Genomic DNA, 25,590 nt, shown 5'->3' with positions numbered 1-25,590 from the left:
CCGAGGAAACGCCATGTCGAACATCCCAGCCACCACCATGCGAGCCCTGCTGCTGCCGGCTCCCGATGCCCCGTTTGCAATGCACCACCTGCCCACGCCGGTGCCGGCCCCGGGTGAGGTGCTGGTGCGCATCCATGCCAGCGGGGTCAACCCGCTGGACACCAAGATCCGCGCCGGTGCGGCCGCCCACGCCCGGCACGCCCTGCCGGCCGTGCTGGGCATGGATCTGGCCGGAACCGTGCAGGCCGTCGGCCCGGGCGTCACCGACTTTCAGCCGGGCGACGCCGTCTATGGATTCACCGGCGGCATCGGTGGCCACCAGGGCAGCCTGGCCGACCATGCCGCCGTGGACGCACGGCTGCTGGCCCTCAAGCCGGCCGCGCTGAGCATGCGCGAGGCCGCCGCACTGCCGCTGGTGTTCATCACCGCCTGGGAAGGGCTGGTGGACCGGGCCCAGGTGCGGCCCGGCCACAAGGTGCTGGTGCATGGCGGGGCGGGCGGGGTGGGCCATGTGGCCATCCAGCTGGCCCGGGCCCGCGGCGCGACGGTCTGGGCCACGGGCAGTGCCGCGCAGGCGGACACCATCCGCGCCTTGGGCGCGACGCCCATCGACCACGAGGCCACGGATGTCGACACCTATCTGGCAGAGCACACCGCGGGCCAGGGCTTCGACGTGGTCTGTGACACCGTGGGAGGCGCGGCGCTGGATGCGTCCTTCCGGGCCGTGCGCCGCTACACCGGGCATGTGGTCAGCTCGCTGGGTTGGGGCACCCACGCCCTGGCGCCCCTGTCCTTCCGGGGCGCCAGCTACTCCGGCGTGTTCACGCTGCTGCCCTTGCTGACGGGGGAGCATCGCGCTCACCACGGTGAGATCCTGCGCGAGGCCACCGCCCTGGCGAACGCCGGCCTGCTGAAGCCCCGGATGGACCCCCTGCGGTTCACGCTGGAGAGTGCCGCGCAGGCCCATGCACGGGTGGCCAGCGGACAGGCTCAGGGCAAGGTGGTGGTGGACGTGCTGCCCTGACTCAGGTCACCGGCGCCGGGTTGAACAGCACCAGCGCGTTGTGCAGCCGCTGCCGTTCGGCCCAGGTGGGCTGGCCGCTGGCCACCGGAACAGGGCATGAGGTCGTCCAGGTCGTCGACGCGGATGTTGATTTCGATGTCGCGGGGCATGGGACGGGACGATACAGGGTCAGGGTGGCCGCAAGGGTGGCCTTGTGTCGCACACGATAAAACGCATACACTTCGTATACGTTTTATATATGAGACACCCATGGGCATCGTCAAGATCTCCGAGCAGATGCACGAGAACCTGCGCGTGGCGGGGAACGCCCTGAGCCGCTCCATCAATGCGCAGGCCGAACACTGGATGCGCGTGGGCATGCTGACAGAAATGCACCCGGACCTGGACTACCGCGAGATCTGCCAGCTGCTGATCCGTGCGGAGCTGGCCGGAGGGCTGGACATCGCCTTGGCCGCCACAGGCCAGCTTGAGAAACCCAAGGCATCCGCCACCGGGAAGCACTGATGGCACGCCAGGTGGTGATCAAGTCGGCGGACGAGGTGGCGATGGCGCGGCGGGCCGGCCAGCTTGCCGCTGAGGTGCTCAGCATCATCGAGCCCCACGTCGTGCCCGGCGTCAGCACCGAGGCCCTGGACCGCATCTGCCACGACCACATCGTGAACGTGCAGGGCGCCATTCCGGCCAACCTGGGGTACCAGGGCTACCCCAAGACCATCCTCACCTCGGTGAACCAGGTGGTCTGCCACGGCATCCCCTCGCCCGACAAGATTCTGAAGAAGGGCGACATCGTCAACATCGACGTCGCCGTCCTCAAGGATGGCTGGTTTGGCGACACCAGCCGCACGTTCTTTGTGGGCACGCCCAGCATCCTGGCCCGGCGCCTGGTGGACACCACCTACGAAGCCATGCTGGCCGGCATCCGGGCGGTGAAGCCCGGTGCCACGCTGGGCGACGTGGGCCACGCCATCCAGTCCGTCGCGCACCGGGAACACTTCAGCGTGGTGCGCGAATACTGCGGCCATGGCATCGGGCAGATCTACCACGAGGACCTTCAGGTGCTGCACTACGGGCGGCGGGGCGAAGGCCTGCGGCTGGAACCGGGGATGGTCTTCACCATCGAGCCGATGCTCAACGCCGGCCGGCGCGAAACCCGGCAGCTGCCCGATGGGTGGACCGTGGTGACCCAGGACAGATCCCTGTCCGCCCAGTTCGAGCACATGGTGGCGGTCACGCCTTCAGGGTATGAAGTGTTGACGCCCTGGCCTGAGGGCACGGGGGCCTACGCGCCGGTTTGAGGCCCCGTCTGATCCACTTCTCCCCCGCCACCCCCACCCGAAATTCCATTCAATACACCCCCACCCCACCCCGCCACACTCGCCCCTCCGATGAAGACGTGTGTGGAGGTCTGAGGTGACGGCGCTGGTGCTGGCAATGGGAACGTTTGCGTTGATGGGGGCCATCACGCCGGGGCCGGTGAATGTGCTGGCCATCCGCCATGGCGCGGCGGCCGGCCGGCTGACGGCGCTGGCCTATGTACTGGGCGCCAGCCTGAGCTACGCGCTGGTGGTGTGGCTGATGGGCCAGGGCGGCGCCTGGCTGTTGCATGAGGCCTGGGCCGTGCAGGGCGCGCGCTGGCTGGGCGCGGCCTACCTGCTGCACCTGGCCTGGCGGGTGGCCACCGCACCGCCCATGGCCTTGGCCGGCCCGGCGGGCGCGCCGCGGCATGCGGCCTGGGCGGCCCTGGCCGCGCTGCGGGACGGGGGCCTGACACAGTCGCTCAACCCCAAGGCCTGGCTGGTGGCGCTGTCGGGCATCGGCCTGTTCGTGCTGCCGCAGGCGGATGCGCGGGCAGCGCTGGGGCTGTTCTGTGCGGTGTCGCTGCTGGCCTGCGGCCTGGGCGTGGGCTGCTGGGCCCTGGCCGGCCGGCTGCTGGCGCGTGCCCTGGCCCAGCCGGCGCGCCAGCGGTGGTTCAACCGGGCGATGGGTGCGCTGCTGGCCCTGAGCGTGGCCAGTATGCTTGGCTGACCGGCTCCCACCCGCCATGTCCAGCTCTGCCTCCAGCCCGCACCGCATCCACCGCCACCCGGCCGCGCCCTGGGCGGCCCTGCGCGTCAGCCTGGGCACGCGGGACTGCTACCGCCCGCATTCGCACCCGGAATATTCGGTGGGCATCGTGGACGAGGGCGGCGCCACCTTCCACCACCCCAGCGGCCCGCAGCCGGTGCAGGCCGGCTCGGTGGTGCTGATCGAGCCGCAGGTGGTGCACGCCTGCAACCCGGCCGCCGGCCAGCCCTGGTCCTACCGCATGCTGTTCGTGGATGCCGCCTGGCTGCACGCTGCGGTGGCCCGGGTGTGGGGGCTGGCTGAGGTGCCGCAGAGACAGGAAGGGCTGCACTTCGCATCCCGCGCTGTGAACGACCCGGTCATGCACGCTGTGGTGGACCGGCTGTGTCAGCCCATCCGTGACGCCGCCACTGCGCAGGCCCTGGCCGAGGCGCTGCCGCGCGTGCTGGCCGGCTGCCTGGTGGCCGGCCCGCCGCAGGACACCGCGCCTGTGCCGGAAGAGCTGCGGCCCGCCATTGCCGCCATGCAGGACGAGGCCGGCCCCCGCTTGACGGTGCAGGCCCTGGCCCAGGCCTGCGGCATGAGCGCCCCGCGCTTCATCCGCCGCTTTCAGGCGGTGTTCGGCATGACGCCGGGCAGCTACCTGCAGAACCAGCGCCTCAACGGCGCGCGGCGTCTGCTGGCCCAGGGCAGCGCGCTGGCCGACACCGCCCAGGCCATGGGCTTTGCCGACCAGGCCCATCTGCAGCGCAGCTTCAAGGCCCACCACGCCATGACGCCGGGCGACTACCGGCCGCCGCGCCGCTGAGCCGCCTCGGCCCAGGCCCGGGCGATGTGGCGCAGCTTCTCGGGGTTGCGCTGGGTGTGGATGCGGGTGATGCGCTGGCCGTCCGTCTCCAGGCCCTGGGCCGATTCCAGCTGGCCGCCGATGAAGCGCAGCAGGCCCCATTGGCCGTTCAGGCGCACCAGCTCGATGCGCTGCTCCGTGTGGTCGCGTTCGCTGCGGCGCCACACCGCGTGGTAGAGCTGGGCGATGCGCCGCCCGCCGGCCAGCACCTTGCCGAAGCTGGCCACCACGCCGCCGCCATCGCTGATCAGCTCGGCGTCCTCGGCCAGCAGGGCCTGCAGGCGGGCAAAGTCGCCCCGGCGGGCCGCCTCGGCAAAGCCGGCCAGCAGGCGGTGGTGCTGTTCGGGGCTCACGCTCTGGCGAGGCCGTTCGGCCTTCAGCTGGGCCTTGGCGCGCGAGACGATCTGGCGGCAGGCCGCCTCGCTCTTGCCCAGGGCCTGGGCCACCTCGGCGTAGTCGGCGTCGAAGACCTCGCGCAGCAGAAAGGCCGCCCGCGCCTCGGGGCCCAGGCGCTCCAGCAGGGCCAGAAAGGCCATGGAGATGTCGTCGGCCCGCTCCAGCAGGGCCTCGGGCGTGGCGGGCAGGTCCACATGGGCGGCGGGCCGGGGCTCTTCCTCGTCCAGCCAGGGCTCGGGCAGCCAGAAGCCGACGTAATGCGCGCGCTGGGCCTGGGCGCTGCGCAGCCGGTCGATGGCCAGGCGGGTGGTCACGGTCACCAGCCAGGCCTCGGGCTGGTCCAGTGTGGCGCGGTCGGCCGCATGCCAGCGCAGCCAGACGTCCTGCACCAGTTCCTCGGCGTCGGCCACGCTGCCCAGCATGCGGTAGGCGATGCCCTGCAGCCGGGGCCGCAGGCGGTCGAACAGGGCGGTGTGGGGGTCCATGGCAGGTCAGACGAACCAGCCCGGTGGTTTGTGACACGCAGGGCGGTCTTGATGCATTCTTGATGCGGGAGGGCCGATTCTTGTCCACGGCTTGATGGCCCGCTTCCTAGCATGACCTTCATCGACATGGAGGTTGTCATGCCCGTCTTCGAATGGACCGCCGCCGCACTGGCGGTCGGTCTGCTGATCTACCTCATCGCCGCCCTGCTGCGGCCGGAGGACTTCTCATGAACACCGCGGCCTGGATGCAACTCGCCGCCTTTCTGGCGGCGCTGGGCGTGCTGGCCTGGCCGCTGGCGCGCTGGATCGACGCGGCGATGGCCGGCCGCCTGGGCTGGCTGAACCGGCTGGAGGCGCCGCTGTTCCGCCTGGCCGGCGTGCGGCCGCAACAAGAAGCCGGCTGGAAGCGCTACACCCTCGGCCTGCTCCTGTTCAATGGCCTGGGTGTCGTGGCGGTGTACCTGCTGCAGCGCTGGCAGGCCGCCCTGCCCTTCAACCCGCAGCAGATGCCGGCGGTGGCGCCGGACCTGGCCTTCAACACCGCCATCAGCTTCGTCACCAACACCAACTGGCAGGCCTACGGCGGCGAGGCCACCCTGAGCTACCTGACCCAGATGCTGGCGCTGACGGTGCAGAACTTCCTCTCGGCGGCCACCGGCATCGCGGTGGTGGTGGCGCTGGTGCGCGGCTTCGCGCGCCACTCGGCCCAGGCGATCGGCAATGTCTGGGCCGACCTGAGCCGCGCCACGCTGTGGGTGCTGCTGCCGCTGTCCTTCGTGTTTGCGCTGGTGCTGGTGGGCCAGGGGGTGATCCAGAACTTCAGCCCCTACAACACCGTGCAGACCGTGGAGACCGTGCACTGGCAGGAGCCCCGCCTGGGCACCGATGGCCAGCCGCTGAAGGACGCCCAGGGCCAGCCGGTGCTGGACGACAAGCAGGACGCGCACCAGACCCTGGCCATGGGCCCGGTGGCCTCGCAGCTGGCCATCAAGATGCTGGGCACCAACGGCGGCGGTTTCTTCAACGCCAACTCGGCCCACCCGTATGAGAACCCGACGCCGCTGTCCAACTTCCTGCAGATGCTCAGCATCTTCCTGATCCCGGCGGCGCTGTGCTTCGTCTTCGGCCGCATGGTGGGCGACGCCCGCCAGGGCTGGGCGCTGCTGGGCGCGATGACGGCGATCTTCGTGGTCATGGCCGTGCTGGCCACGGTGGCCGAGCAGCAGGGCAACCCGCTGCTGAGCGCGCTGGGCACCGACCCGGCCGCCAGCGCGCTGCAGAGCGGCGGCAACATGGAAGGCAAGGAGGTGCGCTTCGGCATCAACGCCTCCGCGCTGTTCGCCACCATCACCACCGCGGCGTCCTGCGGCGCGGTCAACGCCATGCACGATTCCTTCACCCCGCTGGGGGGCGCCGTGCCCCTGGTGCTGATGCAGCTGGGCGAGGTGGTGTTCGGCGGCGTGGGCTCGGGCCTGTACGGCATGCTGGTCTTCGCCATCCTGGCGGTGTTCATCGCCGGGCTGATGATCGGCCGCACGCCCGAGTACCTGGGCAAGAAGATCGAGACCTTCGAAATGAAGATGGTGGCCATCGCCATCCTCGTCACCCCGCTGCTGGTGCTGGGCGGCACGGCCCTGGCGGTGCTGACCGAGGCCGGCAGCGCCGGCCTGGCCAACCCGGGCGCGCACGGCTTCTCGGAGGTGCTCTACGCCTTCAGCTCGGCGGCCAACAACAACGGCAGCGCCTTTGCCGGTCTGTCGGCCAACTCGCTCTTCTACAACCTGAGCCTGGCCGTGGCCATGGCGCTGGGCCGCTTCGGCGTCATCGTGCCGGTGCTGGCCATCGCCGGTTCGCTGGCCGCCAAGAAGCGCCTGGCCGCGACCGAGGGCACCCTGCCCACCCATGGTCCGCTGTTCATCGTGCTGCTGATCGGCGCGGTGCTGCTGGTGGGCCTGCTGAACTACGTGCCCGCCCTGGCCCTGGGCCCGGTGGCGGAACACCTGAGCCTGTGGGCGCATTGAAGGAGGCCCCCATGACACGCCAAACCCTGAAACTCTTCGACCCCGTGCTGCTGCGCCCGGCCCTGCTGGACGCGCTGCGCAAGCTCAGCCCGCGGGTGCAGTGGCGCAACCCGGTGATGTTCGTCGTCTACGTGGGCAGCGCCTTCACCACGGCCCTGGCCATCGCCCAGCCCAGCCTGTTCACCCTCGGCGTGGCGCTGTGGCTGTGGTTCACCGTGCTGTTCGCCAACTTCGCCGAGGCCCTGGCCGAGGGCCGCAGCAAGGCCCAGGCGGCCAGCCTGCGCGGCCTCAAGCGGCAGACCTGGGCCAAGCGCCTGACCCACTACCAGCGCGGCCTGCCGCGTGAACAGCTGCAATGGCACCCGCTGGAGGCCGACGCGCTGCGCAAGGAGGAGCATGTGCTGATCGAGGCCGGCGACGTGGTGCCGGCCGATGGCGAGGTGGTGGACGGTGTGGCCTCGGTGGACGAGAGCGCCATCACCGGCGAATCGGCCCCGGTCATCCGCGAATCGGGCGGCGACTTCAGCTCCGTCACCGGCGGCACCCGCGTGCTGTCGGACTGGATCGTGGTGCGCGTCACGGTCAACCCGGGCGAGACCTTCGTCGACCGCATGATCGCGATGGTGGAGAACGCCAAGCGGCAGAAGACGCCCAATGAGATCGCGCTGACCATCCTGCTGGTGGCGCTGACCATCGTCTTCCTGGGCGTGGTGGCCACGCTGCTGCCCTACTCCGTCTTCAGCGTGCAGGCCTCGGGCGCCGGCCAGCCGGTGGGCCTGGTGGTGCTGGTGGCCCTGCTGGTCTGCCTGATCCCCACCACCATCGCCGGCCTGCTCTCGGCCATCGGCGTGGCGGGCATGAGCCGCATGATGCAGGCCAACGTCATCGCCACCTCAGGCCGGGCAGTGGAAGCCGCCGGCGACGTGGACGTGCTGCTGCTGGACAAGACCGGCACCATCACCCTGGGCAACCGCCAGGCCACGGCCTTCGTGCCGGCCCCGGGCGTGAGCGAGCAGACGCTGGCCGACGCGGCCCAACTGGCCTCGCTGGCCGACGAGACGCCTGAGGGCCGCAGCATCGTGGTGCTGGCCAAGCAGCGCTTCCATCTGCGCGAGCGTGAGCTGGGCAGCCTGCAGGCCGCGTTCGTGCCCTTCACCGCCCAGAGCCGCATGAGCGGGGCCGATTTGCCGCAGCCCGGTGGCGGCCTGCGGCAACTACGCAAGGGCGCGGCCGACGCGGTGCGCCGCCATGTGGAGACGCTGGACGGCGACTGGCCCGCGGCGCTGCAGGCCAGCGTGGAGGACATCGCCCGCCGTGGCAGCACGCCGCTGGTGGTGGCCGATGGCCGCCGCGCCCTGGGCGTGGTGGAGCTCAAGGACATCGTCAAGGGCGGCATCCGCGAGCGCTTTGCCGAGCTGCGCCGCATGGGCATCCAGACGGTGATGGTGACCGGCGACAACCGGCTCACCGCCGCCGCCATCGCCGCCGAGGCCGGGGTGGACGACTTCCTGGCCGAGGCCACGCCCGAGGCCAAGCTGGCCCTGATCCGTGAACACCAGGCCGCCGGCCGCCTCGTGGCCATGACCGGCGACGGCACCAACGACGCCCCCGCGCTGGCCCAGGCCGACGTGGCGGTGGCCATGAACACCGGCACGCAGGCCGCCAAGGAGGCCGGCAACATGGTGGACCTGGACAGCAACCCCACCAAGCTGATCGAGATCGTGGAGACCGGCAAGCAGATGCTGATGACCCGCGGCTCGCTGACCACCTTCAGCATCGCCAACGACGTGGCCAAGTACTTCGCCATCATCCCGGCGGCCTTCGTCAGCACCTACCCGGCGCTGGGCGCGCTCAACGTGATGCACCTGGCCAGCCCGGCCTCGGCCATCCTCTCGGCGGTGATCTTCAACGCGCTGATCATCGTCGCGCTGATCCCGCTGGCCTTGAAGGGCGTGCCCTACCGTGCGGTGGGCGCGGCCCTGCTGCTGCGCCGCAACCTGCTGATCTACGGCCTGGGCGGCGTCATCGTGCCCTTCATCGGCATCAAGGCCATCGACCTGCTGATCGCCGGCCTGGGCCTGGCCTGAACACACTTTCCAAGGAGTCTTCCATGGACACCCTCGCTTCGTCCCCCCGCGCCGCCGCCACCACCGCCCCCGCCGAAGGCCTGTGGCGCCCGGCTCTGGTGCTGTTCGCCGCCCTCTCGCTCATCACCGGCCTGGCCTACCCGCTGGCCGTCACCGGCGTGGCCCAGGCCACCCTGGCCGAGCCCGCCAACGGCAGCCTGGTCTGGCGCGATGGCCGGGCCGTCGGCTCCAGCCTGATCGGCCAGCCCTTCAGCGACCCGGCGCACTTCTGGGGCCGGCCCTCGGCCACCACCCCCATGCCCGACAACGCGGCCAACTCGGGCGGCTCCAACCTGGGCCCCAGCAACCCGGCCCTGGTGGCCGCGGTGAAGGACCGCATCCAGGCCCTGCACGCGGCCGACCCCGGCCAGACCGCCCCGGTGCCCATCGACCTGGTGACCACCTCCGCCAGCGGGCTGGACCCGCACATCAGCCTGGCCGCGGCCCAGTACCAGCTGCCCCGCATCGCCCGCCTGCGCGGCGTGCCCGTGGCCGCCCTGCAGGACTTGGTGGCCCGCCACACCGAGGGGATACTGCTGGGGTTCCTGGGCGAGCCGCGGGTGAACGTGCTGCTGCTCAACCTGGATCTGGACGCGCGCTACCCCACCACCTCCCCTGCCTCCGCTGCGCCAGCCCGCCCCCTGACCTGACCCTGTGATGACGGACGACACCCGGCCCGACCCCGACGCCCTGCTGCGCCAGGTTCAGGCCGACGAAGCCCAGGCCCGGCGCGGCCGGCTGAAGATCTTCTTCGGCGCCAGCGCGGGCGTGGGCAAGACCTGCGCCATGCTGGTGGCCGCCCAGGCGGCCCGGGCCGGCGGCACGCCGCTGGCCGTCGGCGTGGTCGAAGCCCATGGCCGCGCCGAGACCGAGGCCTTGGCCCAGGGCCTGCCGCGCCTGCCGCTGCGCCAGGTGCCCCACCGCGGGCGGATGCTGGCCGAGTTCGATCTGGACGGCGCGCTGGCCTTCGGCCGCGAGCACCCCGGCGCCCTGCTGCTGCTGGACGAGCTGGCGCACAGCAACGCGCCCGGCTCGCGCCACCCCAAGCGCTGGCAGGACGTGGAGGAACTGCTGGAGGCCGGCCTGGACGTGTGGACGACGGTCAACGTCCAGCACCTGGAGAGCCTGAACGACATCGTCTCGGGCATCACCGGCGTGCGGGTCTGGGAAACCGTGCCCGACAGCCTGTTCGACGCCGCCGACGAGGTGGTGGTGGTGGACCTGCCGCCCGACGAACTGCTGGCCCGGCTGAAGGCCGGCAAGGTCTATGTGCCGCACCAGGCCGAGCACGCCGCCGCCCATTTCTTCCGCAAGGGCAACCTGCTGGCCCTGCGCGAACTGGCCCTGCGCCGCACCGCGGACCGGGTGGACGAGCAGATGCAGGACTGGCGCCGGCGCAGCGCGGTGCCGGTGGTGTGGCCCAACCGCGAGGCTCTGCTGGCCTGCGTGGACGACAGCCCCGAGGCCGAGAAGCTGCTGCGCCGCTGCGCCCGCCTGGCCACCCAGCTCGACCTGCCCTGGCACGCCCTGCATGTGGAGACCCCTGCCTCGGCCCGCCGGCCGGAGGCGCAGCGCCGCCGGCTGGAGCGCAGCCTCAAGCTGGCCCAGGACCTGGGGGCCGAGGTGGCCACCCTGCCCGCGGCCGAGCTGGCCCCGGCCCTGGTGCGCTACGCCCGCGAGCACAACCTCTCGCGCCTGGTGATCGGCCGCCGGCCCCGGCACGGCTGGCGGGCCTGGCGGCCCTGGGGCCGCCCGCTGGCCGAGCAGGTCGCCGCCCTGGCCGAGGACCTGGACCTGCTGCAGGTGGCCCTGCCGGCGCCACGCGACACCGGCGGCCCGTCCCCCCGGGGCGGCCGGCCCGCCGCCGCCTCGCCCGACTGGCGCGGCCATGGCGCCGCGCTGGCGGCCTGCGCCCTCACCGCCCTGTTGTGCACGCCGCTGCGGCCCTGGCTGGAGCTGAGCAACACCGTGATGCTCTTCCTGCTGGTCGTGGTGGGCGTGGCCCTGCGCTACGGCCGCAGCCCGGCGGTGCTGGCGGCCTTCGTCGGCGTGGGCCTGTTCGACTTCTTCTTCGTGCCGCCGCGCTACTCCTTCGCGGTCAGTGACGTGCAGTACGTGCTGACCTTCGCGGTGATGCTGGTGGTGGCGCTGGTGATCGGCCAGCTCACCGCGGGGCTGCGCTTCCAGGCCGACGAGGCCCAGCGGCGCGAGCACGGCATGCGCCGGCTCTACGAGATGGCGCGCGACCTCTCCGCCGCGCTGCAGCCCGAGCAGGTGGCCGAGATCGGCAGCCGCTTCCTGACCGCGGAGTTCCGCGCCCAGGTCACCGTGCTGGCCGCCGACGACGAGGGCCACCTGCACCCGCTGCCGGGCGGGAAGGCCGCGGTGGACATGGCCGTGGCCCAGTGGGCCTTCGACCGCGGTGAGCCCGCCGGCCGCGGCACCGACACCCTGCCGGCCGGTGCCTGCCTGATGCTGCCGCTGCGCGCACCCATGCGCAGCCGCGGCGTGCTGTGCGTGGAGCCGGCCGCGGGCGAGCCCGCCCCCGGCCCCGGCCAGCGCCAGCTGCTGCAGACGGCCGCCTCGCTGCTGGCCATCTCGCTGGAACGCATCCACTACATCGACGTGGCCCAGGCCAGCACGCTGCAGATCGAGTCGGAGCGGCTGCGCAACTCGCTGCTCTCGGCCATGTCGCACGATCTGCGCACGCCGCTGGCCTCGCTGCAGGGCCTGTCGGAAACCCTGGCCTGGACCGAGCCGCCGCTGGCCCCGGCCCAGCAGCAGACGGTGCAGGCCATCCAGCAGTCGGCCCGGCGCATGAGTGCGCTGGTCAGCAACCTGCTGGACATGGCCCGGCTGGAGGCCGGCGCGGTGCAGCTGCGCCGCGACTGGCTGCCGCTGGAGGAGCTGGTGGGCAGCGCGCTGGCCGAGTGCCAGGCGCTGCTGGGCACGCGGCCGGTCACGGTGCAGCTGGCCGAGGACCTGCCGCTGCTGGCCCTGGACGCCACGCTGTTCGAACGCGTCTTCGTCAACCTGCTGGAGAACGCGGCCAAGTACACGCCGGCCGGCAGCGCCATCGAGATCCGTGCCCGGCGCGAGGGCGCGGAGGTGATCGTGCAGGTGGACGACCACGGCCCCGGCCTGCCCCCGGGGCGCGAGGAGGCGGTGTTCGAGAAGTTCGAGCGCGGCCAGCGCGAAAGCGCCACGCCGGGCGTGGGCCTGGGCCTGGCCATCTGCCGCGCCATCGTGCAGGCCCATGGCGGGCGCATCCAGGGGCAGAACCGACGGCAGGGCGAGCAGGTCGTCGGCGCCCGCTTCACCCTGCGCCTGCCGGTGGGCCAGCCGCCCACCGACGACGGCAGCGCACTGGCTGGTTAGCATCCGGACCATGAGCGAGCCCCTGCCCCGCGTGCTGGTCGTCGAAGACGAGGCCGACATCCTGCGCTTCATCCGCCTGGCCCTGGAAAGCCAGGGGCTGGAGGTGCACACCGCCGACGGCCTGCAGCGCGGCCTGATCGAGGCCGGCACCCGGCGGCCCGAGCTGATCGTGCTGGACCTGGGCCTGCCCGACGGCGACGGGGTGGACCTGATCCGCGACCTGCGGCAGTGGTCGGCGGTGCCGGTGATCGTGCTGTCGGCCCGCAGCCGCGAGGCCGACAAGATCGCCGCGCTGGACGCCGGCGCCGACGACTATCTGGTCAAGCCCTTCGGCAGCGGCGAGCTGCTGGCCCGGGTGCGCGCCCAGCTGCGCCGCCACAGCCAGCAGGGCGCCCAGGGCGAGCCGGTGCAGCGCTTCGGCGACATCACGGTGGACCGGGTGCACCGCAGCGTGCAGCGCGCGGGCGAGGCCCTGCACCTCACCCCCATCGAGTACCGGCTGCTGACCCACCTGCTGTCTCAGCCCGACCGGGTCGTCACCCACGCCCAGCTGCTGCAGGCGGTGTGGGGCCCCGGCCACCGCGAGGACACCCACTACGTGCGGGTCCACATGGCCAATCTGCGCAAGAAGATCGAGGCCGACCCGTCCCGGCCGCAGCACCTGCTGACCGAGACCGGCGTGGGCTACCGGCTGGTGGGCCTGACGGGCTGAGGCTCAAAGACACAAGGCCGGCTCAGCCCTTGCCGCGCAGCAGCGCGCTCATCAGGTTGTCGAAGGGCAGGTCGCACAGCTGCTGCCACATCACCTGCTCGGACCGGAACCTGGCCCAGTGGGCGTGGATCTTCTTGAAGGGCGCGCTCTTCTCCGCCATCTCGGCGTAGAGCTCGTTGGCCGCGCCGAAGGCGGCCTGCGTCACCTCCTTGGGGAAGGCGCGCAGCTGGGCGCCGCCGGCCACCAGGCGGCGCAGGGCCTGCGGGTTCTCGTGGTCGTACTTCATCGTCAGCCACTGGTTGGCCTCGGCCGTGGCGGTGCGCAGCGCCGTCTGGTAGAGCGCCGGCAGGGCGTTGAGCGCCTTGAGGTTGACGAACAGACCCAGCGTGGCCGAGCCCTCCCACCAGCCCGGGTAGTAGTAGTACCTGGCCACCTTTTGCAGGCCCAGCTTCTCGTCATCCAGCGGGCCGACGAACTCGGCCGCGTCGATCACGCCCTTCTCCAATGCGGGGTAGAGGTCGCCCGCGGCCAGCTGCTGCGGCACCACGCCCAGCTTGGCCAGCACCATGCCACCCAGGCCGCCGATGCGGAACTTCAGGCCCTGGAGGTCGGCCACCGACTTGATCTCCTTGCGGTACCAGCCGGCCATCTGGGCGCCGGTGTTGCCCACCGCCATTACGGTAACGCCATAGGGCGCCAGGAACTCGTCGATCAGGGCCTGGCCGCCGCCCTCGTAGAGCCAGGCGTTCTGGGCCCGCAGGCCCAGACCGAAGGGCATGGCAGTGTGGAAGCCGAAGGCCGGGTCCTTGCCGATGTAGAAGTAGCTGGCGCTGTGGCCGGCCTCCACCGTGCCCTTCTGCACCGCGTCCAGCACGCCCAGCGGCGGCACCAGCTCGCCGGCCGGGTGGACGGTGATGTTGAACTTGCCGCCGGTGAGCTCGCCCACCCGCTTGGCCACCATCTCCATCGCGCTGAAGATGCCGGTCAGGCTGCGCGGGTAGCTGGAGGCCACGCGCCAGCGGATCTCGGGGTGGGCCGTCTGGGCCAGCGCCGGGGCGGCCAGGCTGGCCAGGGCGCCCCCCATGGCACCGGATTGCGCAAGAAACTGTCGGCGGCTCATGGTCGGATCTTCCGGGAAAGAGGTCGTGTGCGGTCCGCCCTTGTACGCCATTTCCGCGCCGCGATGAGGGGGCCGGCTTGCCGGTGAAGGGCTTCGGCTTTAACATTCATATTAAATATATGTTTTAACGCCATGACCACTGTCCTGCTCCAGCACAAATCGCCCGTGCCGCCGCGAGGCGGCTGGGCCCTGTGGGCCCTGGGTTTCCGGCCCTTCTACCTGCTGGCCGCGCTGTGGGCCGTGTTATCCATTCCGTTGTGGGCGGCGCAGATGAGCGGCCACCTCGGCAGTTGGACCCGCGGCATGCCCTGGCATGCCCACGAGATGGTGTTTGGCTACACCCTGGCCATCGTGGTGGGCTTTCTGTTCACCGCGGGGCGCAACTGGTCCGGCCAGCCCACACCCACCGGGCGCCACCTGCAGGCCCTGGCGGCGCTGTGGCTGCTGGCCCGGGTGCTGGGCTTCACGCCCTGGCTGCTGGCCGCGGGCCTGGCCAACGCGGTCTTTGCCTGGGCCTCGGCCTGGGCCCTGTGGCGGGCGCTGCGGGCTGGCCCCAACCGCCGCAACGACTTCTTCCCCCTGCTGCTGGTTGGCCTGGGGCTGGCCAGCCTGGGCCTGCACCTGCAGGCGCTGGGCTGGCTGGCCTGGCCCGAAGGCCTGGGCCTGCCCATCGCGCTGGACGTGGTGCTGTTCATGATCGCGGTGATGGCCGGGCGCGTGGTGCCCATGTTCAGCAACAACGGCGTGCCCGGCATGCAGGCCCGGCGCCACGAGCGCCTGGAGAAGGCCGCGCTGGGCGGCGTGCTGGTGCTGATGGCCGCCGACGCGCTGGGCCTGCACGGCCTGCCCCTGGCCGTGCTGCTGTCGGGCCTGGCCCTGCTGCACGCCGCCCGCTGGGCCCTGTGGCAGCCCTGGCGCACGCTGCGCCACCCGCTGGTGTGGGTGCTGCATGCGGCCTATCTGTGGCTGCCGCTGCACCTGCTGCTGCGCGCCGGCGCCACGCTGGAGGCTTGGCCCCTCGGCCCGGCCACCCACGCGCTCACGCTGGGCACCATCGGCGGCATGACGATCGGCATGATCACCCGCACCGCGCTGGGCCACACCGGTCGGCCGCTGCAGGCCGGCCCCTTCGAGACCACGGCCTTCGTCGCCATGCTGGGTGCCGCGCTGGTGCGGGTGGCCGTGCCCCTGCTGTGGCCGTCCGGCCTGCTGGCGGCGGTGCATCTGTCGGCCACGCTGTGGGTGCTGGCCTTCCTCGCCTACCTGGCCCGCTACGTCGGCATCCTCAGCCGCCCGCGGCTGGATGGCCAACCCGGCTGAACCCGCCCCGCAACCAGGAGCCACGATGGCCCGTTTGATGAGCATCTCCCTGCCGGGCGCCGAGGCGGCCGCGGTGGGCTTCGACACCCCGCTGGCCATGCTGGCCGAATGCCACCGCAGGGTGGAGGACCAGTGCGCCACCCTGCAGCGCCTGCCGCCCCACCTGGCGGCCCACGGCCCGGACCGCGCCGCGGCCGAGGCCGCCACCGCGGTACTGCGCTACTTCGATCTGGCCGGCCCAAAGCACCATGCCGACGAGGAGGCCGACCTCTTCCCCGCGCTGCTGGAATCGATGGCTGGCTCCGACGCGGTGTGCCTGCGCGAACTGACCGACGGCCTGAAGGCCGACCACCGCCGCTTCGAGCAGCAATGGACCACGCTGCGGGCTGCGCTGACCGAGATCGCCGCAGGGCGGCCGGCCGCGCTGGACGCGACCGCGGTGGAGGCCTTCTGCGCCCTCTATGAGCGCCACATCGCCCGCGAGGAAACGGAGCTTCTGCCCATGGCCGAGCGGCTGATCGACCCTGCCGTGCTGGCCGAGATCGGGCTGGCCATGCGGCGGCGGCGCGGCGAGGCCGTCTGAATGCCGGCCAGACCCGTGCGGCGCGCCGCCCTGCCCCTGGTCTATGCCTGCTCCGGCTGCTCCAGCGCCGCCCAGTTGGCCAACCACCTGGCGGTGCGCCTGGACCGCGAAGGGCGGGCCGAGATGTCCTGCATTGCAGGGGTGGGCGGTGACGTGCCCGCGCTGGTGAGGGTGGCGGTGGATGCCGCGACCCGACAGCGCCCGGTGCTGGTCATCGACGGCTGCCCGCTGAGTTGCGCCCGCCAGGCCCTGGCCCGCCACGGCGTGGCCCCCAGCCACCACCTGGCCCTGTGGGAAGCCGGCGTGCACAAACGCCAGCACGAGGACTTCGACCCGTCCCAGGCAGCTCATCTGATGAGCCAGTGCCACGCGCTGCTGGACGAATTGCCATCCGGTCCGCCGACCGGGGATTGAGCCTCGCGGGGGCGGCCGGCTTGCGCTGACGCAAAACCACGCTGGCAGCACATCGGGAGACTGCCGTCTTCCGCAGTGACCCGCCTTCGCGCGGCTCCCCGATGCAACACCCCACTCCCACCGAGCGCGCACGCCCCCATCTGGTGTGCCCCGCCGGCAGCCTGCGCGCCCTGGAGGCCGCCGTGGATGCCGGCGCCGACGCCGTCTACCTGGGCCTGAAGGACGCGACCAACGCCCGCAACTTCGCCGGCCTGAACTTCACCGACACGCAGATCCGCGAGGGCGTGGCCCTGGCGCACCGCCACGGGGTGCAGGTGCTGATGGCCCTGAACACCTTTGCCGATGCGCGCCGGCCCGGTCCGTGGTTCGCCGCCGCCGACAAGGCCGCCGAACTCGGGGCCGATGCCCTGATCGTGGCCGACACCGCGGTGATGGGCCACTGCCGCGACCGCCTGCCGGGCCTGCGGCTGCACCTGTCGGTGCAGGCCTCGGCCACCAGCCACGCCGCCATCGAGCACTACCGCCAGCGCTACGGCGTGCAGCGGGCCGTGCTGCCCCGGGTGGTGGCGGCCGAGCAGATCGCGCGCATCATCGCCGGCACCTCGGTGGAGATCGAGGTCTTCGCCTTCGGCAGCCTGTGCGTGATGGTGGAGGGGCGCTGCGCCCTGTCGTCCTACGCCACTGGCCAGTCGCCCAACAATGCCGGCGTCTGCTCGCCGGCCTCGGCGGTGCGCTGGCAGGAGCGCGGCGGTGGTGTCAGCGCCCGGCTCAACGGTGTGCTGATCGACCATTACGGGCCCGAGGAACCGCGGGGCTATCCCACGCTGTGCAAGGGGCGCTTCGACGTGGCAGGGCAGCGCTCGCACGTGCTGGAAGAACCCACCAGCCTGAACACGCTGGAGTTGCTGCCCAGGCTGGTCCAGATGGGTGTGCGCGCCTTCAAGATCGAAGGCCGGCAGCGCAGCGCCGCCTATGTGGGCGAGGTGACCCGGGCCTGGCGCGCCGCGCTGGACCGCGCCTGCGCCGCCGTGGAAGACGGCCGCCCCTTCACCCCCGATCCGGCCTGGCAACAGGCCCTGTCCCGCCATGCCGAGGGGGCGCAGACCACCCTGGGCGCCTTCGAGCGCCCCTGGCGCTGATTGCCATGAACGACCGCTCTTCTCTTTCCACCCCCGGCGGGCGCCGCTGGGGCCTGACCGTCGGGCCGGTGCAGTACCTCTGGCCGCGCGAGCGGCTGCTGGCCTTCTATGCCGAGCTGGCCGATTCGCCGGCGGACTGCATCGTGCTGGGCGAGGTGGTGTGCGCCCGCCGGCGCCAGATGCGTCTGGAGGACTGGCTGGCCCTCGGCCGCGAGCTGGCCCAGGCCGGCAAGCAGGTGGTGCAGGCCACCCAGACCCTGGTCGAGACCGAGGCCGACCTGCGACAGATCGAGCGCCTGGGTGCCGAGACCGGCCACTGGGTGGAGGCCGGCGATGCCTCGGCCCTGGCCCTGCTGCAGGGCCGCGTGCCGCTGGTGCTGGGGCCGCACATCAACATCTACAACCACCGCGCGCTGCAGGAGCATGCCGACCTGGGCGTGGTGCGTTGGGTGCCGCCGGTGGAGCTGTCGCTGGAGGCGCTGGCCTGCATCCAGCCGCCCGAGCATCCGGTGACCGGCTGGGCGCAGCAGCCCATCGAGACCGAGGTCTGGGCCTTCGGCCGCCTGCCGCTGTCCTTCTCGGCGCGCTGCTTCACCGCGCGCCAGCACGGCGTGCCCAAGGACCAGTGCGGCTTCCCCTGCGGGGACGACCCGGACGGCCGCCTGGTGCGCAGCGGCGAGGGCGAGGACTTCCTGGTGCTCAACGGCACCCAGACCCAATCGGCCGGCGTGCATTGCCTGCTGCCCCACGGCACGGCGCTGGCCGCCACCGGGGCACGGCGCCTGCGGCTCTCGCCCCAGGCCAGGGGCTTCGGCCAGGTGCTGACCGATTTCGAGGCCGTGTTCAACCAGGGGGCCGCGGCGGCACCGCGCATGGCGGCCTGGGCCGACCTGGGTGTGCCCCAGCCCCTGGTGTCGGGCTACGCCTTCGGCCAGGCCGGCATGGTGAGCCACGTGAGCCTGCCTTCGGAGATGCCTGCATGAATCCGCTGTTCTTCCCTGCCCGCCTGCGGGCCCCGCTCGATGCCCTGGCCCGCCGCATCGACGCCCTGCCCCCGCTGCCAGCCGCCTGGGCCGGCCCGCAGACGCGGGTGGCGGGCTGGCTGCGCCACCTGCCCAGCAGGCCGCCATCGCAGGGCCTGGCGGTGCTGCTCAACCAGGGTCTGTGGCCTCGGCTGCCCGAGGAGCTGCGGCAGGGTCTGCAGGGGCGCGTGATCGCCCTGGAGGTGAGCGACCTGGGCTGGCGGCTGCGGCTGCGCGGGCGCGCCGGTGGCTTCGACGCCGCAGGCGACGAACGCGAGACCGCGTTGCGAATCGCCGCGCGGGCCGCCGGCTGGTGGCGCCTGGCCCGCGGGCTGGACGACCCGGACCGCCTGTTCTTCGATCGCGTGCTGGTGATGGAGGGCGACACCGAGCTGGGTCTGCTGCTGAAGAACTCGCTGGATGCACTGGGGCCGGTGTGGCCGGTCCGGCCCACCGCGCCGTCCTCGGCGCGGGGCTGAACTCAGGCCGCGAGGGCCAGGCCGGCGGCGTGTGCGCGCACCTCGCGCAGCGGAGCCCGGCGCGTGCTGCCGCGCGCGGCGGTCACCGTCGGCATGGGGCCGCGGGACTCGCTGAGGTACTGCAGCATGACCCGGTTGAGCACCTGGATCTCGTAACGCCGCACCGCGATCAGCTGCTGTTCGCTGAGCTGGCGCAGCGAGCGGGACAGGGCCTCGGAGGTCACGCCGAGCTGCTGGGCCAGCTGCTGCTTGCGCACCGCCATCTGCCACACCGGCTGGGGCGCACCGTCCCGGCCGGCCGTCTCGTCCAGGATGCGTCGCGCCAGGCGGGCAGCCAGGCCGCGGGTGCGGGCGTCGGTCAGCCCGTCGCGCAGCGCCTGGGCCTGCCCGGCCAGCACCTGTCCGAAGGCCAGGCCCACGGCCGGATGCTGCTGGGCGATGCGCAGCACCGCGTCGATGGGCAGCGCCAGCAGTTCGCTGGGCTCGGTGGCCATCAGCGAGCGGAACCAGGCGGGCTGGAGAGCCAGGGCGCCGAACACATCCACCCACTCGCCGGCCTGCACCCGGAACAGCTCGGTGAAGCGGCCCCGGCGGTCCAGCCCGCCGGCCGCCAGCTGCCCGCGCCGCAGCAGCCACAGCGAGGGCAGCGGCTTGGCCGGCGTCGGGTGCTGGATCAGGCCGATCGGCACGTCGATCACGCAGGCGGCCTGCAGCAGGCGGTCACAGGCTTCGGACGGGATGACACTGGGGGCCAGCGCCCGGGCGATCAGCTGGCAATCCGGTTCGGAACAGACCATGGCGAGGGCTCCTTGCGGGATGGTGGATGGCGATCAGGCGGCTGCGCCGGCGCAGGCGCAGGCCCCGCCGCAGCCGCCCTCGGTGGCCGCCTCGGGGGCGTTCAGGCCCTCGAACAGCACGTTGTTCTCCAGGTGGATGTGCTGCATCAGGTCCTCGCGCAGGGTCTGCAGGCCGGCCAGCAGGGCACGCCAGGTGTTGCAGGCGCCGCGCGGCATGGCCAGGCCGTGGGCCAGGCTCACCATCTGCGCCAGCGACTGGCCGTGCTGGTCGTGCTCGAAGCGCATCACCTCCACCGGCGGCAGCCCGGTGGGCGACATGCCCTGGGCGATCAGCGGAAAGAGGATCTGCTCCTCCTTCTGCATGTGGCTCTCGAGCTCCTGCAGCATCTCCTCCAGGTGGTCGGCCAGGCCGTGCGGACATTCGGGGCGGTCGGCATGCACCGTCTCGACCCGGCGCGACAGGCGCACCAGCTCCGGCAGCTGCTCGCGGTGGCGCTCGTGGTAGCGCGCCAGGATGTGGTCGATCAGCTCGGAAGCGGTGGCGCCACGCCAGTCGATGGCCTCGGACCCGGGCTGATCCTGCAAGGCCAGCAGGGCGTCGGTGATCGGCTCCGGATCCAGGCCCAGCGGGGCCAGGGCGTCGCGCAGGCTCTGCTTGCCGCCGCAGCAGAAGTCCAGCTGGTGGCGATGGAAGATGGCGGTGGCGCCGGGGATGCTGCGGGCCAGGTCGCCCAGGGAACGGTCCAGGAAGGCGGAGGAGCTCATCGTGTGCTTTCTCGACGGGTGAAGATGCCTTCTCCATGGCAAGGCCCGGGCCAGGGCTTGAGCCCCGATGAATCAAGCACTTGGCGCATTCAGGGTTGTTTTGACCCTGGCGGATTCAGGGTAAAAACAACCCGAAATGGTTTAATGCACCATGGACCTCGCCCTTCTGCTCAGTGACCTGACCGTGCAACTGCCGGCGGGCATGCGCTTGCAGCGCCTGGCCGCCGCGGTGCGGGCGGACTTCCAGTGCGACGCCGTGGTGATCCTGGCCCTGGAGCCGGGGGAGGCCCCCTGTCTGCGCCCGGTGGTGGCGGTGGGCCTGACGCGCGACGCCATGGGCCGGCGCTTCCTGCTGTCGGAGCAGCCGCGCCTGGCGGCCATCGTGGCCTCGCGCGAGGTGGTGGCCTTCGAAGCCGACAGCCGCCTGCCCGACCCCTATGACGGCCTGGTGGAAGGCCACCCCGGCCAACCGCTGCCGGTGCACGACTGCATGGGCATGCGCCTGCTGCAGGAAGGCCGGACCTGGGGCGTGCTGACCCTGGACGGCCTGCGCCCGGGCCGCTTCAGCCCGACGGACCGCGAGCGGCTCAACCGCCTGCTGCCCCTGGTGGAGACCGCCGTGCGCGTGAGCCGCCTGGAGCGCGAGAACCAGGACCTGCGCCAGGCCCGCGCCTGGGCCGCGCGGGCGCGCGAAGACGAGCCCGCCCTGGCCGGCACGGGCGGCGACGATCTGGAGATCGTGGCCCACAGCGAGGTGATGCACCGCCTGCTGGAGGAGACGCAGGTGGTGGCCCGCAGTGAGCTGCCGGTGCTGCTGCTGGGCGAGACGGGGGTGGGCAAGGAGCTGTTCGCCCGGCGCCTGCACCGGCTCTCGGCCCGCAGCGATCAGCCGCTGGTGCTGGTCAACTGCGCGGCCCTGCCCGAAACCCTGGCCGAGAGCGAGCTGTTCGGCCATGTGAAGGGCGCCTTCTCGGGCGCCACCAGCGACCGCCCCGGGCGGGTGGAGGCAGCGCAGGGCGGCACCCTGTTCCTGGACGAGGTGGGCGAGCTGCCGCTGGTGCTGCAGGCCAAGCTGCTGCGCACGCTGCAGAACGGCGAGATCCAGCGCCTGGGCTCGGACCGGCCGCGCAAGGTGGACGTCCGCTTCATCGCCGCCACCAACCGCGACCTGCGGGCCGCCGTGCGCGACGGCCGCTTCCGGGCCGACCTGTACCACCGGCTGTCGGTCTATCCGCTGCCCATCCCGCCGCTGCGCGAGCGGCGCGACGACATCCTGCCGCTGGCCGGGCGCTTCCTGGAGATCAACCGCGCCCGCCTGGGCCTGCGCGGCCTGCGCCTGGACCCACCGGCCGAGCAGGCGCTGCTGGCCTACGACTGGCCGGGCAATGTGCGCGAACTGGAGCACGTGATCGGCCGCGCGGCCCTGCGCGCCGGCGTGCAGGCCCAGGACCGCGACCGCATCGCCTCGGTCGGGGCGGCGCTGCTGGGCATCGAAGCGCCGGCCGCGGCGGGCACCGCAGGCCTGCCGGCGGCCACGCCGTCCGAGGGCCTGCCGGTCGATCCGGCCCGGCCGGCCCTGCCGCCACGGCAGGCGGCCCGCCAGGCCCAGGCGCAGAGCATCCGCGCGGCGCTGGACGCGGCCCAGGGCAACTGGGCCCAGGCGGCCCGGGCGCTGGGCGTGGACCCGAGCAACCTGCACAAGCTGGCCCGTCGGCTGGGGCTGAAGTAGCCCCTCCCGAGCCGCAGGCTCAGGCCGCCGCGGGCGAGAGACGGAACACCTGCACGGCCTCGCGCAGCCGGTCGGCCTGCAGGCGCAGCTGCTCGGAGGCGGCCGCGCTCTGCTCGACCAGCGCGGCGTTCTGCTGCGTCACCATGTCGAGCTGGGCGACGGCCTGGTTGATCTGGCCGACACCATCGGACTGCTGGCTGGCGGCCTGGCTGATCTCGCCCAGCAGCTCGGTCACCCGCTGGACCCGGGCGACCATGGTCTGCATGGCCTGCCCGGCTTCGCCGGCCTGACGGGCGCCGCGCTCGACCTGGGCCAGGCTGCCGGCCACCACGGCCTGGACCTGGCGGGCGGCATCGGCCGAGCGGTGGGCCAGGGCCCGCACCTCGCCGGCCACCACGGCAAAGCCGCGGCCCGATTCGCCGGCCCGCGCCGCCTCCACCGCGGCATTGAGCGCCAGCAGATTGGTCTGGAAGGCGATGCCGTCGACCAGGGCCACGATCTCGCCGATCTGCCGGTTGGCGGCCGAGACCTCCTGCATGGTGCCCACCACCTCCTCCACCGCGACCGCGCCGGACTCCACCGCCTCGCGGGCGGCCTGGGCCTGTTCCGCGGCATGGCGCGTCACATCGGCATTCTGGTGCACCGAGCCCGACAGCTCCTCCAGCGAGGCAGCCGTCTGCTGCAGGCTGGCGGCCTGTTCCTCGGTGCGCTGCGACAGGTCGGTCGTGCCGCCGGCCATCTCGTCGGCCCCGCGGGCCACCTGGTCGCAGCTCTCGCGCACGCTGCGAACCACCTGGGCCAGGTCCTGGGTCATGCCCTCCAGCGCGCCCAGCACACGGCCGGTCTCGTCAGCCGGACGATCTCCCACACGCACCGACAGGTCGCCCTGGGCCACCGCCTCGGCCACCGCGACGGCGCGGCCCAGCGGGCGGGTGATGCCACGGGCCAGCCAGATCGCCATGCCCAGGCCCACGCACAGGGCGGCCACGCCACCGGCCAGCACCCGCAGGCGTTCGGCCGCCAGCGCGTCGCGCAGGGCCTGGCCTTCGCGGGCCACCTGTTCGCGCACCTGCGCCGCCAGGGCCCGCACCGGCACCTGCAGGGCGTCGATGGCTGGCAGCGTCTCCTGGCGCAGCAGGGCCTCGGCCTGGCTGCGCTGCCCGTCCTTCAGCAGCGTGCTGACCTGGGTGAAGCTGCGCACATAGGCGGCCCGGGCCGCCTGGATCTCGGCCAGGCTGCGGCGCTGCGCGGGGTCGGTCAACAGGGTGTCAAGCTCGGCCAGCGCCTGGTCCACCAGGGCCCGGTTCTCGCGGATCTTCTGGTGCAGCACGGCCTCGTCCTGCGGGTTCGTCACGAAGAACAGCTCCATCGTGCGGCGGGTGTTCGACCGGGTGGTGGCGTCCAGCAGGGCGGCCGCCTCGGCGCTGCGCCAGTCGTGCTGGGTCAGCTGGGCCACGCCCTCGCCCACCTGGGCAAAACGCAGCACCGCGGCCCCCACCACCAGGACCATCAGACCCAGCACTCCTGCAAACCCCCATCCCAGACGGACGCCGACCGATCGGCCCAGCCCATGCTGTCGCTGCTCTCTCATCTCGCTCTCCTTGCTCGGCATCAGCCTTGTTCTTCGGCGCGCGGCGGGGCGGTGTCGAGTCGATCTGAAGGACTAGTCCGCCGGGGGGATCCACCCTGCGCCGCCAGAGGGTCAGCGCGGTTGACACGCGATTTGATCGTGGTCAAGATCGCTCCAGCAGTAGTTCTTTGGAACGATGCCCTGGTGCGGAGCATCGTTCTTTCGCGTACCCCTCGATGGTCTTCGGGCGGATGTTCGCCCGGGAGCCCTTGCGGGACAGTTCAATCACCCATTGAACGAGGCCGCATCATGGCGACGCCCACTGCTCCCCTTCCCCGACAAGCCTGGTCCGTCCTGGCCGTCAGCACACTGGCTTTCACGGTGTGCTTCATGGTCTGGATGATGTTCGCCGTCATCGGCATCCCGCTGCGCAAGACCCTGGGCCTGTCGGCCACCGAGTTCGGTTTGCTGGCCTCCATGCCGGTGCTCTCGGGCTCGCTGATCCGCGTGCCGCTGGGCATCTGGACCGACCGCTTCGGCGGCCGCATCGTGCTGGCCATCCTGCTGGCGGTCTGCATCCCGGCGGTGTGGATGATGTCCTACGCCACCGCCTACTGGCAGTTCCTGGTCATCGGCCTGCTGCTGGGCCTGGCTGGCGGCTCCTTCTCGGTCGGCACGCCCTATGTGGCGCGCTGGTTCCCCAAGGAGCGCAAGGGCATGGCCATGGGCGTGTTCGGCGCCGGCAACTCGGGCGCAGCGGTCAACAAGTTCGTCGCCCCGGCCATCGTGGTGGCCTTCGGCTGGACCATGGTGCCCAAGGTTTACGCCGTGATCCTGCTGGCCACCCTGGTGGTGTTCTGGCTGGGCAGCGCCAGCAACCCGGCCCACCTGGTGTCCACCGACACCAAGCTGTCGGACCAGCTGAAGATGCTCAAGGACCCGCGGGTGCTGAAGTACTGCCAGTACTACAGCATCGTGTTCGGTGGCTACGTCGGTCTGAGCCTGTGGATGGTGCAGTACTACGTGGGCGAATACGGCCTGGACATCCGGGTGGCCGCCTTGCTGGCCGCCTGCTTCTCGCTGCCCGGCGGCGTGCTGCGCGCCATCGGCGGCGTGCTGTCGGACAAGTACGGCGCCCACCGCGTCACCTGGTGGGTGATGTGGGCCTGCTGGATCTGCCTGTTCCTGCTGAGCTACCCGCAGACCGACTTCACGATCAACACCGTCAACGGCCCGCAGACCTTCCACATCGGCCTGAACGTGGTCGGCTTCACCAGCCTGCTGTTCCTGCTCGGCATCGCGATGGCCTTCGGCAAGGCCAGCGTCTTCAAGTACATCGGTGACCACTACCCCGACAACATCGGCACGGTCAGCGGCATCGTCGGCCTGGCCGGCGGCATGGGCGGCTTCCTGCTGCCCATCCTCTTCGGCTACCTGCTGGACCTGACCGGCGTGCGCTCGAGCGCCTTCATGCTGCTGTACGGCGTGGTCTGGATCTCGCTGATCTGGATGTACTGGACCGAGGTGCGCCACACGGACGTGATCGACACGCCCAGCGCCCCCATCCTCACTGCGCGCTGAGCCGCGGCGCCCCTTCTT

The 25,590-nt window shown here is 72.0% G+C and carries 24 protein-coding genes; 19 read left to right on the top strand and 5 right to left on the bottom strand.

Going from position 1 to position 25,590, the window contains the following annotated elements:
- Positions 1–13: 13 nt before the first annotated feature.
- The 5 genes from LRM40_RS18735 (at position 14) to LRM40_RS18715 (ending at position 3,896) form a co-directional block, all read left to right on the top strand.
- Positions 14–1,024: a zinc-dependent alcohol dehydrogenase family protein gene (locus LRM40_RS18735; RefSeq protein WP_151124382.1), complete on the top strand. Its 1,011-nt coding sequence runs from the start codon at positions 14–16 to the stop codon at positions 1,022–1,024.
- A 249-nt stretch (positions 1,025–1,273) separates the two neighbouring features.
- Complete coding sequence (locus LRM40_RS18730) at positions 1,274–1,528, top strand: ParD-like family protein (protein ID WP_151124380.1); 255 nt, start codon at positions 1,274–1,276, stop codon at positions 1,526–1,528.
- Entirely contained in the window at positions 1,528–2,319 is a 792-nt protein-coding gene (map, locus tag LRM40_RS18725) for a type I methionyl aminopeptidase (protein ID WP_151124379.1), read from the top strand. Before LRM40_RS18730 ends, map begins: the two co-directional genes overlap by 1 nt.
- Before the next feature lie 115 nt (positions 2,320–2,434).
- Positions 2,435–3,049: a LysE family translocator gene (locus LRM40_RS18720; RefSeq protein ID WP_151124378.1), complete on the top strand. Its 615-nt coding sequence runs from the start codon at positions 2,435–2,437 to the stop codon at positions 3,047–3,049.
- A 16-nt stretch (positions 3,050–3,065) separates the two neighbouring features.
- A complete protein-coding gene (locus tag LRM40_RS18715; RefSeq protein ID WP_151124377.1) occupies positions 3,066–3,896 on the top strand; it encodes a helix-turn-helix transcriptional regulator in 831 nt (276 codons plus the stop codon).
- Here LRM40_RS18715 and LRM40_RS18710 read toward each other — a convergent pair.
- Positions 3,875–4,816: an RNA polymerase sigma-70 factor gene (locus tag LRM40_RS18710; RefSeq protein WP_151124376.1), complete on the bottom strand. Its 942-nt coding sequence runs from the start codon at positions 4,814–4,816 to the stop codon at positions 3,875–3,877. The genes LRM40_RS18715 and LRM40_RS18710 overlap by 22 nt on opposite strands.
- Before the next feature lie 111 nt (positions 4,817–4,927).
- Between LRM40_RS18710 and kdpF the strand changes: the two genes are divergently transcribed.
- From kdpF to kdpE, 6 genes are read left to right on the top strand one after another with little or no spacing between them, the layout of a single operon-like run.
- Complete coding sequence (kdpF, locus tag LRM40_RS18705) at positions 4,928–5,047, top strand: K(+)-transporting ATPase subunit F (protein ID WP_231067905.1); 120 nt, start codon at positions 4,928–4,930, stop codon at positions 5,045–5,047.
- Entirely contained in the window at positions 5,044–6,837 is a 1,794-nt protein-coding gene (gene kdpA / locus LRM40_RS18700; RefSeq protein WP_151124375.1) for a potassium-transporting ATPase subunit KdpA, read from the top strand. Before kdpF ends, kdpA begins: the two co-directional genes overlap by 4 nt.
- Positions 6,838–6,848: 11 nt before the next feature.
- Positions 6,849–8,924, top strand: a complete 2,076-nt coding sequence (gene kdpB, locus LRM40_RS18695) for a potassium-transporting ATPase subunit KdpB (protein ID WP_151124374.1) — start codon at positions 6,849–6,851, stop codon at positions 8,922–8,924.
- A 23-nt stretch (positions 8,925–8,947) separates the two neighbouring features.
- Complete coding sequence (kdpC, locus tag LRM40_RS18690; protein ID WP_151124373.1) at positions 8,948–9,613, top strand: potassium-transporting ATPase subunit KdpC; 666 nt, start codon at positions 8,948–8,950, stop codon at positions 9,611–9,613.
- Positions 9,614–9,620: 7 nt separating this feature from the next.
- Positions 9,621–12,341, top strand: coding sequence for a DUF4118 domain-containing protein (locus LRM40_RS18685; protein WP_231067904.1), 2,721 nt, complete (start codon positions 9,621–9,623; stop codon positions 12,339–12,341).
- A 10-nt stretch (positions 12,342–12,351) separates the two neighbouring features.
- On the top strand, positions 12,352–13,053 hold the full coding sequence (gene kdpE / locus LRM40_RS18680; RefSeq protein ID WP_151125921.1) for a two-component system response regulator KdpE: 702 nt from the start codon (positions 12,352–12,354) through the stop codon (positions 13,051–13,053).
- Between the two features lie 22 nt (positions 13,054–13,075).
- Here kdpE and LRM40_RS18675 read toward each other — a convergent pair whose 3' ends face one another.
- Positions 13,076–14,173: a TRAP transporter substrate-binding protein gene (locus tag LRM40_RS18675; RefSeq protein WP_151125920.1), complete on the bottom strand. Its 1,098-nt coding sequence runs from the start codon at positions 14,171–14,173 to the stop codon at positions 13,076–13,078.
- A gap of 132 nt (positions 14,174–14,305) precedes the next feature.
- Between LRM40_RS18675 and LRM40_RS18670 the strand changes: the two genes are divergently transcribed.
- The 6 genes from LRM40_RS18670 to ubiT all read left to right on the top strand — a co-directional run bounded on the left by LRM40_RS18670 (position 14,306) and on the right by ubiT (position 19,130).
- Positions 14,306–15,493, top strand: coding sequence for an NnrS family protein (locus tag LRM40_RS18670; protein ID WP_151125919.1), 1,188 nt, complete (start codon positions 14,306–14,308; stop codon positions 15,491–15,493).
- A 37-nt stretch (positions 15,494–15,530) separates the two neighbouring features.
- A complete protein-coding gene (locus LRM40_RS18665; protein ID WP_151125923.1) occupies positions 15,531–16,076 on the top strand; it encodes a hemerythrin domain-containing protein in 546 nt (181 codons plus the stop codon).
- Positions 16,077–16,490: a putative zinc-binding protein gene (locus tag LRM40_RS18660; protein WP_151125918.1), complete on the top strand. Its 414-nt coding sequence runs from the start codon at positions 16,077–16,079 to the stop codon at positions 16,488–16,490.
- A 101-nt stretch (positions 16,491–16,591) separates the two neighbouring features.
- On the top strand, positions 16,592–17,629 hold the full coding sequence (gene ubiU, locus LRM40_RS18655; protein ID WP_151125917.1) for a ubiquinone anaerobic biosynthesis protein UbiU: 1,038 nt from the start codon (positions 16,592–16,594) through the stop codon (positions 17,627–17,629).
- A 5-nt stretch (positions 17,630–17,634) separates the two neighbouring features.
- Positions 17,635–18,612 carry a ubiquinone anaerobic biosynthesis protein UbiV gene (gene ubiV / locus LRM40_RS18650; protein ID WP_151125916.1) on the top strand — a complete coding sequence of 326 codons (978 nt, stop codon included), beginning with the start codon at positions 17,635–17,637 and terminating at the stop codon, positions 18,610–18,612.
- Positions 18,609–19,130: a ubiquinone anaerobic biosynthesis accessory factor UbiT gene (ubiT, locus tag LRM40_RS18645; protein WP_151125915.1), complete on the top strand. Its 522-nt coding sequence runs from the start codon at positions 18,609–18,611 to the stop codon at positions 19,128–19,130. The genes ubiV and ubiT overlap by 4 nt, the downstream gene beginning before the upstream one ends.
- A 2-nt stretch (positions 19,131–19,132) precedes the next feature.
- Here the strand turns inward: ubiT and LRM40_RS18640 are convergent, their stop codons facing one another.
- Both LRM40_RS18640 and ytfE read right to left on the bottom strand, forming a co-directional pair.
- Positions 19,133–19,927 carry a Crp/Fnr family transcriptional regulator gene (locus tag LRM40_RS18640; RefSeq protein WP_151125914.1) on the bottom strand — a complete coding sequence of 265 codons (795 nt, stop codon included), beginning with the start codon at positions 19,925–19,927 and terminating at the stop codon, positions 19,133–19,135.
- A 33-nt stretch (positions 19,928–19,960) separates the two neighbouring features.
- A complete protein-coding gene (gene ytfE, locus LRM40_RS18635) occupies positions 19,961–20,692 on the bottom strand; it encodes an iron-sulfur cluster repair protein YtfE (protein WP_151125913.1) in 732 nt (243 codons plus the stop codon).
- A gap of 151 nt (positions 20,693–20,843) precedes the next feature.
- On the opposite strand from ytfE, the gene norR reads away from it, so the two are divergent.
- The gene (gene norR / locus LRM40_RS18630) at positions 20,844–22,421 is read left to right on the top strand and encodes a nitric oxide reductase transcriptional regulator NorR (protein WP_231067903.1); all 1,578 of its coding nucleotides are present in this window, start codon (positions 20,844–20,846) and stop codon (positions 22,419–22,421) included.
- Between the two features lie 19 nt (positions 22,422–22,440).
- On the opposite strand, the gene LRM40_RS21515 is transcribed toward norR, so the two are convergent.
- Positions 22,441–24,012 carry a methyl-accepting chemotaxis protein gene (locus LRM40_RS21515; RefSeq protein ID WP_170288986.1) on the bottom strand — a complete coding sequence of 524 codons (1,572 nt, stop codon included), beginning with the start codon at positions 24,010–24,012 and terminating at the stop codon, positions 22,441–22,443.
- Between the two features lie 288 nt (positions 24,013–24,300).
- Between LRM40_RS21515 and LRM40_RS18615 the strand changes: the two genes are divergently transcribed.
- The gene (locus LRM40_RS18615) at positions 24,301–25,572 is read left to right on the top strand and encodes an MFS transporter (RefSeq protein ID WP_151125833.1); all 1,272 of its coding nucleotides are present in this window, start codon (positions 24,301–24,303) and stop codon (positions 25,570–25,572) included.
- Positions 25,573–25,590: the final 18 nt, after the last annotated feature.

It is taken from the genome of Ideonella dechloratans (genome assembly GCF_021049305.1).
Classification (GTDB): Bacteria; Pseudomonadota; Gammaproteobacteria; order Burkholderiales; family Burkholderiaceae_C; genus Ideonella; species Ideonella dechloratans.
This window is presented reverse-complemented; position numbering and strand designations above follow the sequence as displayed.